Genomic DNA, 13,080 nt, shown 5'->3' on the forward strand with positions numbered 1-13,080 from the left:
GCTTACTCGACCAGAGGCGGGGTGGCGGTGTCCGCTGGGGGCGGGAAGACTGCGGGAAGAGGGTGGAAAGCAAGCAGCAGAAAACACGGGTACGCAAGCAATGCCAAAGCTTACGCCAAGGCAAACAGTCAATGCTTGATGTTGCTCCACCTATGTCCACACAGTGGCGCTGACGATTCGGTGCGCAGATTCTTTTGACCGGATTACTGGGGTGGCCTGATTCCTTGAGTGGCCTGACTTTCTGCCTGACCCGTTACTCGGCCTGACCGGCACCCTGCTTTACCCGGCACCCCCATTTCACCTCTATGCGCAGGATCGGCCAGTGCTTTCGTACAATGGCGGCTTCCCCGCTTCCATGCGCGTCTCCTCTGAGGCGCTGCCTTCACTGCCATCATGACCCAAGCCATTCAACCGAATCCCGCCGTGCGTACGCGTTTTGCTCCGTCGCCGACCGGTTTCCTGCATCTCGGTGGCGCTCGCACCGCCTTGTTCTCGTGGGCATTTGCGCGCCATTTCGGTGGCAGCTTCGTGCTGCGCATTGAAGACACCGATGTGGAGCGTTCGACGCCCGAGGCCGTGGACGCCATCTTCGCGGGCATGCGCTGGCTGGATCTGATGCCCGATGAAACGCCTGTCTTCCAGATGGCACGTCATGCGCGTCATCGCGAAGTCATTGCGCAGATGCTTGAAGCCGGTACTGCCTATTACTGCTACAGCACTCCGGCAGAAGTCGAAGCCATGCGCGAACTGGCTCGTGCAGAAGGCCGCAAGCCCCGCTACGACGGCACCTGGCGTCCGGAACCCGGCAAGACCTTGCCGCCGGTGCCTGCCGACCGCGAACCGGTGGTGCGTTTCCGCAACCCGCTGGATGGCGACACCACGTGGAACGACCTGGTCAAAGGCCCGATCAGCATCGGCAACGCCGAACTGGATGATCTGGTGATCGCGCGTACGGGTGGCGTGCCCACCTATAACTTCTGCGTGGTGGTCGATGACTGGGACATGCGCATCACCCATGTGATCCGTGGCGACGACCACGTGAACAACACGCCGCGTCAGATCAACATCTTGCGTGCCCTGGGTGCCACTGTGCCCGAGTACGGTCACCTGCCGATGATTCTCGGCCCCGATGGCGACAAGTTGTCCAAGCGCCACGGTGCCGTCAGCGTCATGCAGTACGACGAGCAGGGTTATCTGCCCGAGGCAATGATCAACTACCTGGCCCGCCTGGGCTGGAGCCACGGTGACGACGAATTGTTCAGCCGCGCGCAGTTCGTGGAATGGTTCGACCCCAGCCACCTTTCGCGCTCGGCCGCGCAGTGGGACCCGAAGAAGCTGAACTGGGTCAACGCACAATATATAAAGCAGTCGTCTGGCGAGGATCTGGCTGCACGTGTCTCTTCGCGCATCGTGGCGCGTGGCGGCAATCCTGAATTGGCCAACCTGCCTGCAGTGATGGATCTGCTGAAAGAACGCGCCGAAACCCTGGAGCAGTTGGCTGACGACGCCATGCTGTTCTGCGTTGCATTCGATGCGTCGCAGATCCCGGCTGACCTGGCTGCACAGCATCTGACTGACGGTGCCCGCGCGATGCTGCGTGACTTTGCTGCGCAGGCTGCTGAAGGTGAGTGGACCAAACCCGCCCTGGCTGCCGTGATGAAAAGCGTGCTGGCCGCGCATGGTGCGAAGATGCCGCAATTGGGTATTCCGCTGCGTGTTGCCGTGACAGGCCGCCCGCAAACGCCTGCGGTGGATGCGGTGCTGGCCCTGCTCGGCAAGGAAGTTGTTTTGGCCCGCTTGCACGCGATCTGAAAACTGTGCATAATCTCGTTTCTCCGCTGCCGAAACAAACGCAGCGGGAAAAGAAAGCCCTGATGTGTAAAGACAAGTGATCGCCAAAAAGCTTTTTGAGAAGAGATTTTCGAAAAGCTCTCAGTAGAGAAATCGGCTGAAGCGAAAGTGGACTGAAGTGTCGGGGCTGGAAAATTCGAAGAAATCTCGAAGCTTCCGCCAGAAAGACTGTAAGAAATTACAGTATAATGACGGAATCGAAAGACAAATCGATAGTAGGAAAGCAGTACGGCCAGTGGGGGTATAGCTCAGCTGGGAGAGCGCTTGCATGGCATGCAAGAGGTCAGCGGTTCGATCCCGCTTACCTCCACCACTCTCTTCGATGTGAAGTCTGCGTCGGAAACAAAAGGCCGGTAAGAAAACGCTGCAAAACGAGATGAAGAAAATGATGTAAAATTCTTCAAGTAGTTAAGCGGTACGAAGAAAGCGACGTAAAAGTCGCCAAGCAGTAAGCAAGTCTAGCTAGTGTATACTAGCTAAGTCGAAGAAATCGACGGTGTTAAAAGTTTTGCAGTGTTCCGCAACCTGCAAACTTTGAGTGCTGAAATTTCACCTGTGTCCCCTTCGTCTAGAGGCCTAGGACATCACCCTTTCACGGTGAGTACAGGGGTTCGAATCCCCTAGGGGACGCCACCGCTGCGGAGCGGTAGTTCAGTTGGTTAGAATACCGGCCTGTCACGCCGGGGGTCGCGGGTTCGAGTCCCGTCCGCTCCGCCAAAAGATTCGTAAGAAATGCCCACTGCAAAGTGGGCATTTTTTTTGCCTGTTTGATTTGTTCAGGCCTGCTAGTTCATCTCTGCTGGTTCATTTCTGTCTGTTCATACATGCTGGGTTTGCTCACGTTCGATCTGCTCAAGCTTGATCGCATACGTTGAACTCACCACCAGCGACCACATACCGTTGTCGCCAGGCATGTCCGTCGTGAGCAATTGAGTACTCTACGTCCGAGTGCGCTATGTCTGAGTCGCACCGATCAAAAAACGCCCGCTATCGAAGCGGGCTTCAGACTGCTGACAAAGCCTCCCGTAAAACGGAGGCTTTGTTCATAATTGGGTGATGTTAAGAGCACCGATCCCCCACCAGCACGAGCTGGAGATGGTGACGCTGGAGTCGTTGGTTCCGGCCGATCACCTGTTGCGCAAGATCGCGGCAGCGGTCGATTTTGAGTTCATCCGAGAGAAGGTTGCGCACCTGTACAGCATGAACAACGGCCGTCCGGCGCTGGATCCGGTGGTGATGTTCAAGCTGCTGTTCATTGGCTACCTGTTTGGGGTGCGCAGTGAACGGCAGTTGATGCGCGAGGTGCAGGTGAACGTGGCGTATCGGTGGTTCATCGGTTTCCGGCTGACCGACAAGGTGCCCGATGCATCGACGTTCTCGCAGAACCGCAGGCGACGCTATACGGACACCTCGGTGTACCAGGAGATTTTTGACGAGATCGTGCGTCAGGCGATCGGGCGGGGGATGGTGGATGGCCGGGTGCTGTACACGGACAGCACTCACTTGAAGGCCAACGCCAGCAAGAAGAAATTCGACGTGGTGACGGTCGCACAAACACCCTCGGCATACTTGGCTGAGCTGGATGCGGCGGTCGATGCGGATCGGGCGCTACATGGCAAGCGGCCGCTCAAGCGTGACAGCGGCGACGATGATGCGGGCGGCAGCGCTGCCCAGACCAAGGACGTCAAGATCAGTCGTACAGATCCGGACAGCGGGTTCATGGTGCGTGACGACAAGCCGGTGGGGTTCTTCTACCTGGACCATCGCACGGTCGATGCGAAGTTCGCGATCATCACCGACACACACGTGACGTCAGGCTCGGTGCACGACAGCCAACCTTACTTGGCGAGGCTGGATCGGCAGCGCGAGCGCTTCGGCTTCGGTGTGCGCAAGGTAGGCCTGGACGCGGGGTACTACACGCCGATGATCTGCCACGGGCTGCATGCGCGCGATATCCAAGGAGTAATGGGCTACCGCACGCCGAACCACAAGCCTGGGCTGTTCTACAAACGACAGTACACGTTCAACCGCTACCGCAACGAATATGTCTGCCCGGCTGGGCAGCGGCTGCCGTACAGCACCACCAATCGGGCGGGCTACCGCGAATACAAGTCAGACCCGACGCAATGCCAGCAGTGCGAGGTACGCAGCCAGTGCACCAACAGCCAGAGCGCGATCAAGGTGGTCGTGCGCCACGTGTGGGAACGCGACAAGGAACTGGTTGACGCACGCCGCCACACGGACTGGGGTAAGAAGATATACGCCCGTCGCAAGGAAACTGTGGAGCGCAGCTTCGCCGATGCCAAGCAACTGCATGGGCACCGCTACGCGCGCATGCGCGGGCTGCGCAAGGTCGCCGAGCAATGCTTGCTGGCGGCGGCGGCGCAGAACATCAAGAAGATCGCCCTGGTGCTTGCGCGCCTTTTATTGCGCCTGCAGTGGTCGATATCGGCCCCTGTTGCGCCCTGGTGGCGCGCCCTGACCGCCCGTGCCGACGGATGGCTCGATAGCTGGCTGTCTGCACAACCCGCCGCGCTCGCTGCTTGATCCCCAAAAAACAAAACCCCACGTCCGAAAACGGGGGGTTGGTCAGCAGTCTGCGCCCGCTATCGAAGCGGGCTTTTTTGTTTGTGCGCAGGCAGTCGCGTTCAGTAGGCGATCTTGATCTGCTGAAGGACTGCCACCATCGCTGCTACATCCATCTCGTGCATCGGAAAAAAGCGTCCGAAGCTTGTTTGCGGCCAGCTTTACTGCAAGGCTGCAATGGCTCGGACTTGCGGCACACGCAAAATGGCTGCGGCAATTTGGCCTGGCACATGTCTGGCGAACATGCTTTCCAGTGATTCGTCGTTGCTGCAACGACGGCTCATGTCGGCGTTGGCGATAAAACCTGCCGCTTGTGCGCCGTATCCAGGAATCCATAACTGATTGTTGTGGCAGCTGCGCTGATAGCTGGTGGCAATGCCGCTGACTTGTTCTTGGTGCACCAGGATGCCGTTGATCGTGGCGCGGATGTCATAAGCAAAATCCAGGCTGTTTTGCTGGCTGCTTGCCTGATAGGAAAACACGGCGTCGGAGGGCACGCTGTTGTCGATGTCTCCGCCTCCGTAGCTGATGATCTGAGATTCCTGCGGCTTGTCACTGCGGCTGTAGCGCACTTCTTTCACGCTGACAACCGGGGAACCCGGGCCGTTCGAGTGCCACAGAATGCCATGACCTTCACCTACAGCGCTGACGATATCTCTGCTGAAGACAGAATTTGACTGCACGTTGAGTGCAATATGGGTGGTCAGCTGCTTTTCCCGCGCCACCGTGAAATTTCGCATGGCGTCGGCTACCAGCGGTAGTTCGCGCCGTTTCAGATTCAAGCGCCACAGGCTCTCTTCCGCCAGCTTTCTGTCGTATGCCGGAATGTCTGGTCGGCTGGCGTAGGCAGAAAGCTCGGCCAGTGGTCTGATCGATGAGGGATTGCGCTTGATCTGAAGTACCGTGGCCGCAAAGATGTCTTGTTGAATCGGCAGGGGCTGCAGCATTGGGTGAGTGGCAATCTGATCGCCCAGCACCAGCTTCAGTGTCCCGTTTTGTTGTGCGGCCAGCAGGGTTTCGCCAAAGCGCTTTTCCAGCCTGTCGATTTCTGCGTCGGGGTATAGCTGTACCGCACGTAATACCGTCAGGTTTTCGCGCCGACGCTGCGCGGCGGCTGCGGTGCTCTGAATTTCCACTGCGTTGTTCAGATAAGCGCCGTAGCGCGCTAACCAATCAGGATGGCTGGCAAAAAATTCCTTCACCCTGGCTGCGCCGGCCTGCATCACGCTGGCTGCATCCACTTTGGCGCCGGCAGCCTGTATGTCATTCTGTGTGAAGGCGGTTTCAGCCTGCTGGATGAACAGGGCCGACTCGGTCTGATCATGACGAGGCACACCGCAGGCGCTCAATACCAGGACGGAGCAGAGCGCGGCAAGACGGACGAGTTTCATGGTGGGTGCTCGGCAGAAAGCGCGGGGTGGCGCGCAACTGTGGATGGGTGGGCAGATGGCATCCATCCTAAGATCGCCGCAAGCTTGCAAGCTGGGAGAAAGCATGGAGAGTTGTGACGCAGGGGCGCTTCGTGAAGACTTTGTGCAGTGGCCTGGCCTTACTTGCCAGCGGCCTTCGCGACGTCACCCAGCTTTTGCCGCGCAAAATACGTTGTCCTGCAATCCGGTGTGTAATCGGGGCACATGACTTTCACATCGCCTACTTCTACTCAGCTCACCCCCGAACAACGTGCAATCGTCACGCATCGGGCACGCTCCATTCTGATCGGAGCCGTTGCGGGCTCGGGGAAAACCACCACGCTTGCCCAGTGTGTCGCCCACCGCGAACGCGGTGGTGTGCAGGGACGCGACATTCTGGTGTTGGTGTTCACACCCGCTGCAGAACAGGTATTTCGTGAACGTCTTGCGCAGGCGGGGGCCTCGCGTCATGTGCGGGTGCAAACCTATGCCGCATTTGCGCGCGCGCTGCTGGAAGGCTGGGCAGCGGCGGGAATCATCGACGGTACCGAGGCCCACTTGCCTGATGCGCAAGCCATGCGGCCGCATCTGTATGAAGCCATCGAAGATGCGTCCGAGCGGCAGCCCGATTACGACTATCGCTACGACCTGACGAGCGAACACGCCGAAAGCCTGGTGAATCATCTGTCGCGGCTCAAGGGCACGCTCGATCTACGCAGGTTCGAGCATGGCGATGACGCAGAACTTGCCGACGAGCTGGATCTGCCGCGCGGTCTGATCGGCATCTGCCGACAGTACGAAAGCCTGCGCAATATCGACGTTGGCACCTATGCGTTCGAAAGTGAATCGGACTATGTGTACGACGTGTTGCAGTTGGCAGAGCAACTGCAAGACCAGCTCGACTGGCCGCGTTACGGCTTGATCGTTGCCGATGAATGGCACGATGCGAACGCCGGTCATATCCAGCTGCTGCGCAAACTGGCCCATGACAATACGCAGGTGATTGCAGCGGGCGACCGCGAGCAGGTGGTGCACAGCTGGAATGGTGCCGATCCGCGTTTCATGGGCGAGGCTTACTTGGCCTTGTTTCCGGGCACGCAGCGTCTGCCACTGAGCCTGTCTTTCCGCTGCGGCCCGACGCTGAGTGCCTGCGCACAACATCTGTCTGGTCAGCGCTTTGGCTCGGCCCGCATTCAGGATACCGAGGTGTCGGTGCTTGGATATCAGGGCGACGATATGTCGGACGGTGCCCGCCAGACAATCGATGCGGTGCTGGCGCTTGGCCGCAATGCGGGTGATGTAACCCTGTCGGACGTGGCCATCTTGCTGCGTGACCCGCATCAAAGCATTCCTATCGAAAATGCCTTGATCGCGGCGGGCATTGCCTATCAGGTCGAAGGCTTTGCGAGCTATTTCAATCGCATTGAAGTGCGCATGCTGCGCGGCATCCTGCACATTGTCATGGGCACGATTGCATCGGTAGGCGACAAGACCGAGATCAAGCCGATCATCCGTGCCTTGGGCGTGTTTGCCAGTGTGCAATTGTCGGCAAAAGAGTGGACGCAGGCGGCGCGCGTCATTGCTGAACATCCGACCGATATCGCCGAATTCTATCGAGGGCAACTGACCCGGGTACACGAGGGGCGTGAGGAACTGGATGCCTCGGCGCGGCGCTGGCGTGAACGTTTTGCGAACGTCTGCGAGTTTCTGATCGGCAAGGCGCAAGCGTGGTCTGCCGGGGATCTATTGGCGTACGCTGCGCGTGAATTGCAGATCGCCGACACCACCCGCCGCTTGTTCGTGCATCGGGTTGAAGCGCAGGCCATTGCCAAGTCGATCGACGGGTTCGTGGCGCATGCACGTGACACCGGCCTGTCTGTGAGTGATTTTCTGGCCATGCTGGAGCAGGCGCAACGACGCGCCACGCAGCTGAAGAAAAATCAGCACGCGCTGACCTTGGCCACGGCACGAGACGCCAAGGGCAAGGAGTGGAAACACGTGCTGCTGCCTTTCCTGGCAAATGGCGAGTTTCCCGATACCCGTAATGAGCCGGGTGAAGAACGGCGCTTGTTCTACGTGGCGATCACCCGCGCTAGTGAGCGATTGCTGTTGTTCGTGCCGCATGGTCAGCACAACCATTTTGTGGATTTCCTGCGGCTTGAAGAATCCCGCCTGATCGGGGCCGACAGCTTGCGCGAGAACCTGGCCTCGGCTGCGGCACCGGCACCTGCGCGCATTTATCTGGCGGTGCCTTTTGGCGAGAAAGACGCTGCCAAGGCACTGGGCGCGCAGTGGGATGGGGTGGCGCGTAAGTGGTGGATCGGGCCTGCTGTGCCAACGCGCCCGTTCAAGCGCTGGATGGGGGGAAGCTGATCGATGGTGCTGCCAACGCCGCTGCTGGATCGCTTGTGGGCGGATGCCGTCATCTTGCCCGCGCATCACGAGGCGGCAATCGCACGCCTGCAGGGCAGCGGGGCCGGCAGCGAACCCTATGCAAATCTGGGCGAAGCCTTGTTCTGGCTGCTGGAACAGGGAATCCTGAGCAACGGCGACATCGAGGTGATGGGGAATCTTGCGCAGCCACAGGCTGCGTTTCCCACCAACGCCACGCGCAGACAGGCGCTGGTCGAATTCGATTCCATGCTTCAGCGGCTGGCCACGTCCTATGACAAGGCGCATCGCCGTGCATTCTGGCAGGCGGTGCTGCCCGGGCCCAAGTGGCTGTGGGCGGTGCTTGGCGTGGCGATTGTTGCGGGCGGACTTTGGTATGTGCTGCCGCCATCGCAGCCGCCTGCCTGCAATGATGCTGCTGTTGCCAAGCAGTTGAAGGTGGGATTGTTCCAGGCAACGATCAGGCAGCAGACGGCAAACCCCTTGTTGTCCGCCCAGACACCTGCACCCAACATGCTGCTGGCGGAATTGCGCGACGTGCGCGAGCTTGGGTACATCGTGGCAGAGCGCGCTCGGGCGTGCGAGGCGAGCGTGCAGATGGGTTCACAAAGCAGGTCGATGGCCTATGTGGTGAGCCTGACGGAATCAGGTGCCACCCAGCTGTCAGCGGGCGATGATCGGCTGACCCGGGCACGTTTCGGCTTGGTCAAGGATGGCAAGCTGCCAGAGCTTGGCATGCCGATCGGGCAGGCTGATTTGCAGCGGGCATTGTCAGATGGCGTGAAGAAAATCCAGGCCCAGGCAGGGCTGCGTGGCCCCAGAAGCGCTGCGCGTGTGCAAGAGCGGGAAGGGCAACACAAGAACGCCCAGAACGCGGGCGAACGCGCAGACACGGTGATTCAGGTCTTGCCGCTGGGAAATTGCGAAGCCGGGCAGGGCGGACATTACCGTTGCCCGGTAATGATGCAGTATCGAGACCATCTGCTGGCGGCGATCGGGCGATCGGAAAGGCAGATTTTGGAAGGTGATTTCGACTTTGTGCGTGAAGGCGATGCGTGGCGGGTTGCCGATGTGTTTCCTCAGCAATACCGAGACGCGACCATGCGCGGTCGGGTAGGAGAAATAGCAGGGGATGAGGCAGCAGAAAAGCTGAAGCAGATTCAGGACAGGCGGACTACACCTTAAAATCGCGTATCCGAAGGAACACGCACTGCGCGGGTCCTTATCAAACACGAGAACGTGGCACTGACGTTCTCGGCTGACAAACGTGTCGCGGTCTGCATGGGTGTGCCGCTCTCGTCCTCCGCCCCTGCTGCGCGCATCTACATTGGCGGTGCAACGCCATCCTTCTCGACCACGACCCGGTTCGCGCGGAAGTTGTCATCGCGGCCTGTCGGCGTGCCCACCACAAACACCTTTTTGCCGGCGACCAGGTCTGCCTTGGTGGCGGGAATGATGGTGACCACCGGTGCATCTTCCGGCACGGTGATTTCCTGTGTTCCACCCTTGTAGGACAAGGTCAGCGTGCGGCCGTTGACACCTTGCACGGCGGTATCGACGTTGGCGTTGGTCATCATGCTGTTGTTGCCCAAGTCCCAGTCGAAGTGGCCTTCACCGGTGCCGCGCCCGGCTTCCGGGAACACCAGCACTTCAATTGCGGTGCGCTTGTTGCCTTCGCCCGCCATCGAGGCCACCCCCACGTAGGTGTTCGGCTTGACCTCGGCGAGTGGGACATTCTTCACGGCGCTGACGGTCAGCTCAGGGTTAAGTGTCACCACCACCGTGTCTCCGCTGCGGCGTTTGACGGTCAGCGAGTCGGCGGTGACGGCTGCGATCTCACCGCGAATGCGTACCGGCTTGGCCGGAGACTGGGCGGCAACCACGCCACCGAGACCGACGACCAGCAGGGCAATACCGAGCTTCATGCGATAGGTCATGGGAACTCCAGGGAGAATTCGTTGGCTCCCAAGCCTGGGAGCAATGCGAACTCTACGGACGGCAAGCTGAATCGGACCTAAAGCCATGTCGAATTTTTGTAAGGTTTCACCATCTTCCAAACCGGCAGACCCACGGCGTCGCGGCCGAGCCACAGGCGGCTGCCTGCGCACGTTGACACCCTGGTGCGCGTGGTCCACATCCCTATAATTTCAGTTCGATTACCGTTATTTTGCCCTGTGCGTTTGCCGACGCATGGAGCCGCCTCTTGCAGGTTCGTCATGCTGAAAGAAACCCTGTATGACTGGTTCGGCCTGAATCAGACGCTTTTCCTGCTGATCAACGGCGTGCACAACGCCTTTGTCGATCCGCTGATGTTGGTGGGTACCGCCTTGGCCGATTACCGCAACATGCCAGTGATCTTGCTGTTCCTGGCGCTGATGGCCTGGTGGGGGCATCGCTACGCACGTCCCGACACCATGCAGCAGGGCTTGCGCCTGCTGGTGCTGGCCGTGGCCAGCTATGGCGTGGCCGTGGTGCTGACAGCCACCGGAAAATATCTGTTCGACTTCCCGCGACCGTTGGCGGTGCTGGCCGATCATGTCGTGGTGTTGGGGCAAGAGAAGATTGTTCGCAGTTTCCCCAGCGGGCATGCAATGTTCTCGATGCTGGTGGCGGCCTTGTTCTGGCGTGGTGCCAATCTGCCCGGTCGAATTGCGCTGGCGCTGTTTGTATTGTGGGCGGGTGTTTCGCGCATGGTGGTCGGTGCCCATTTCCCCGCCGATGTGCTGGCAGGGTATGCGGTGGGCCTGGCGAGTGTGCCGGTAGCGCGGCTGGCGCTGGCACGAAGTGCCGAGCTGCTGCGGCAACGCGCCTGAATCGACAGGACTGAACGTCAAGACTGAATCGACACCAACCACAGGCACGCAATACGTGCAGTGACTGCGTAGCGATCCCGGTAATTCATCCCGGCATAACCCCGACAGCAACTCGCAGGTCTTGCTGCCGGGGGGCTGCATGAATTGTCATATTCAATACATATACAAGGCATAACATCCAGCGTCTCGTTCGGGTGGATGATTCCTTCGTATGCACGCTGCGTTTTCGCCTTTCCGCCGTCCGGGCACGCCTGGCGAGCATCGTTGCGCCGGTGATCTTTGTCAGGACGTGCCGGCAATCGACGCGGCAGATGCCAATTCTCTGGTCATGGAGATCTTTACGCTGCGTCGCGACATGGCAAGCCTTGCCGTGCTCGAAGACGAGCGTCCGATCGGGCTGATCAATCGCAATATTTTCCTGTCGCAGATGAGCAAGCCGTTTCATCGCGAGCTTTACGACAAGAAAAGCTGCATCGCCTTCATGGACAAGGAGCCCTTGATCGTCGATGCAGGCATGAGCATCGAAGCCCTGACCTTCAAGACCGTGGAAGTTGGCGAGAAAGCACTGGCTGACGGCTTCATCGTCACGCGCGACGGGCGCTTTGCGGGCCTGGGCAACGGTCTGCAATTGATGGGCGTGGTCGCCGCGATGCAGGAAGAGAAAAATCGCCAGATCATGCAGAGCATTGAATACGCCAGCGTGATTCAGCGCGCCATGCTGCGTGCATCGCGCGATGCGCTGGTGTCGACTCTGCGCGATGCGTCGCTGGTGTGGGAACCGCGCGATGTGGTGGGGGGAGACTTCTACCACTTCGTGGCGCATGAAGATGGCTGGTTTGGCGCGGTGGCCGATTGCACCGGCCACGGTGTGCCCGGTGCGTTCATGACGCTGATCGCGTCTTCTTCGTTGTCGAAGGCGCTGGAGCAAATCGGTCCGCGCGATCCTGCGGCCTTGTTGTCGGCGGTGAATCGCAGCGTCAAGGCCTTGCTTGGGCAGGTCAATGGCGCAGACGATACGCCGGAATCCGACGACGGCCTGGATGCCGCGTTCTTCTGGTTCGACACCGCACGCAGTGAACTGCGGTTTGCCGGGGCGCGTATTGCACTGCATGTACTGCGGCCGGAGCAAGATGCTTTCGAGAGCATCGCCGGGCAGCGCATGGGCGTGGGCTACGTCGACAGCGATGCCGACTACGTGTGGACGGAAAACGTGGTGGCCTTGACGCCCGGCAGTCTGTTGTTCATTACCACCGACGGCCTGATCGACCAGATTGGCGGGCCGCGCCGCATTGCATTTGGCAAGCGTCGTGCGTGCGACGCGATCCTGGCACACCGCAACGACACCGCCGCTGCGATCTGCGATCACTTGCGACAGGCACTTGCAGATTGGCAGGGGCCACAGACCCGCCGCGACGATCTGACCTTGTTCTGTGCCCGACTTCAGGAATGTTGATGAGCCCTTCGCCTCTGTCCCGCCAGGACGACAATTTCTTCGATCTGGCCCAGCACCGCAACGTGATTTTCTATCACATGGGCTACTTCTCCCACAGCATCGTCGCCACGATGGCCGAGGTGGTGAAGTTGCAGCTGGAAGTCTCCGGCGTCAGTGGCCCCACGCGCCGCAAACTGTTCTCGTCATTTGTTGAACTGTCGCAGAACATCATCCATTATTCGTCCGATGCGCTTGGCGCGGACGGCCCGGATACGGCCTCGCTGCGCCAGGGAGCCGTGTGCATCACCACAGCCGAAGACCACTTCGTGATGTGGTGCGCCAACCCGATCGCCGTAAGCGACGCCGAGGGCTTGCGTGACAAGCTGGAACCCTTGCGCAATATGTCGATCGAACAGATCAAGCAAGCCTACAAAGCATCTTTGCGCGCCGAGACACCTGCCGACAGCAAGGGTGCAGGGCTGGGCTTTTTGACCATGGCACGCGACGCCAGCGCACCGCTGGAATTCGCTTTCCACCCGCGTGTGGACGAGCCGGGGACCACCCTGTTCTGCCTGAAAGCAACCATTTGACGACGTCG

The 13,080-nt window shown here is 59.7% G+C and carries 9 protein-coding genes and 3 tRNA genes; 10 read left to right on the top strand and 2 right to left on the bottom strand.

The annotated features are described in order from the left end of the window. Positions 1-393: 393 nt before the first annotated feature. The 5 genes from gltX to FXN63_RS05475 all read left to right on the top strand — a co-directional run bounded on the left by gltX (position 394) and on the right by FXN63_RS05475 (position 4,398). Positions 394-1,812, top strand: a complete 1,419-nt coding sequence (gene gltX, locus FXN63_RS05455) for a glutamate--tRNA ligase (RefSeq protein ID WP_148813506.1) — start codon at positions 394-396, stop codon at positions 1,810-1,812. Between the two features lie 276 nt (positions 1,813-2,088). Then, positions 2,089-2,164: transfer RNA gene (locus FXN63_RS05460), tRNA-Ala, on the top strand. 244 nt (positions 2,165-2,408) lie between these two features. Further along, positions 2,409-2,484 (top strand) — tRNA-Glu (locus FXN63_RS05465). A gap of 7 nt (positions 2,485-2,491) precedes the next feature. Then, a tRNA-Asp gene (locus FXN63_RS05470) sits at positions 2,492-2,568 on the top strand. A gap of 339 nt (positions 2,569-2,907) precedes the next feature. Then, entirely contained in the window at positions 2,908-4,398 is a 1,491-nt protein-coding gene (locus FXN63_RS05475) for an IS1182 family transposase (protein WP_246164912.1), read from the top strand. 200 nt (positions 4,399-4,598) lie between these two features. Here the strand turns inward: FXN63_RS05475 and FXN63_RS05480 are convergent, their stop codons facing one another. After that, positions 4,599-5,828 carry a hypothetical protein gene (locus tag FXN63_RS05480; RefSeq protein ID WP_148813507.1) on the bottom strand — a complete coding sequence of 410 codons (1,230 nt, stop codon included), beginning with the start codon at positions 5,826-5,828 and terminating at the stop codon, positions 4,599-4,601. A gap of 243 nt (positions 5,829-6,071) precedes the next feature. Between FXN63_RS05480 and FXN63_RS05485 the strand changes: the two genes are divergently transcribed. After that, on the top strand, positions 6,072-8,219 hold the full coding sequence (locus FXN63_RS05485) for an ATP-dependent helicase (RefSeq protein WP_148813508.1): 2,148 nt from the start codon (positions 6,072-6,074) through the stop codon (positions 8,217-8,219). 3 nt (positions 8,220-8,222) lie between these two features. After that, positions 8,223-9,422 (top strand): hypothetical protein, encoded by a 1,200-nt coding sequence (locus FXN63_RS05490; protein ID WP_148813509.1) that lies wholly within the window; start codon positions 8,223-8,225, stop codon positions 9,420-9,422. A 137-nt stretch (positions 9,423-9,559) separates the two neighbouring features. Here the strand turns inward: FXN63_RS05490 and FXN63_RS05495 are convergent, their stop codons facing one another. After that, positions 9,560-10,174 (bottom strand): hypothetical protein, encoded by a 615-nt coding sequence (locus tag FXN63_RS05495; RefSeq protein ID WP_148813510.1) that lies wholly within the window; start codon positions 10,172-10,174, stop codon positions 9,560-9,562. Between the two features lie 279 nt (positions 10,175-10,453). Here FXN63_RS05495 and FXN63_RS05500 point away from each other — a divergent pair, with 279 nt between their 5' ends. From FXN63_RS05500 to FXN63_RS05510, 3 genes are all read left to right on the top strand, one after another. Continuing rightward, the gene (locus tag FXN63_RS05500; RefSeq protein WP_148813511.1) at positions 10,454-11,050 is read left to right on the top strand and encodes a phosphatase PAP2 family protein; all 597 of its coding nucleotides are present in this window, start codon (positions 10,454-10,456) and stop codon (positions 11,048-11,050) included. A 211-nt stretch (positions 11,051-11,261) separates the two neighbouring features. Continuing rightward, the gene (locus tag FXN63_RS05505) at positions 11,262-12,503 is read left to right on the top strand and encodes a SpoIIE family protein phosphatase (RefSeq protein ID WP_148813512.1); all 1,242 of its coding nucleotides are present in this window, start codon (positions 11,262-11,264) and stop codon (positions 12,501-12,503) included. Next, the gene (locus FXN63_RS05510) at positions 12,503-13,072 is read left to right on the top strand and encodes a SiaB family protein kinase (protein WP_148813513.1); all 570 of its coding nucleotides are present in this window, start codon (positions 12,503-12,505) and stop codon (positions 13,070-13,072) included. The genes FXN63_RS05505 and FXN63_RS05510 overlap by 1 nt, the downstream gene beginning before the upstream one ends. Positions 13,073-13,080 lie beyond the last annotated feature (8 nt).

The sequence above is a fragment of the Pigmentiphaga aceris genome (assembly GCF_008119665.1).
Classification (GTDB): Bacteria; Pseudomonadota; Gammaproteobacteria; order Burkholderiales; family Burkholderiaceae_B; genus Pigmentiphaga; species Pigmentiphaga aceris.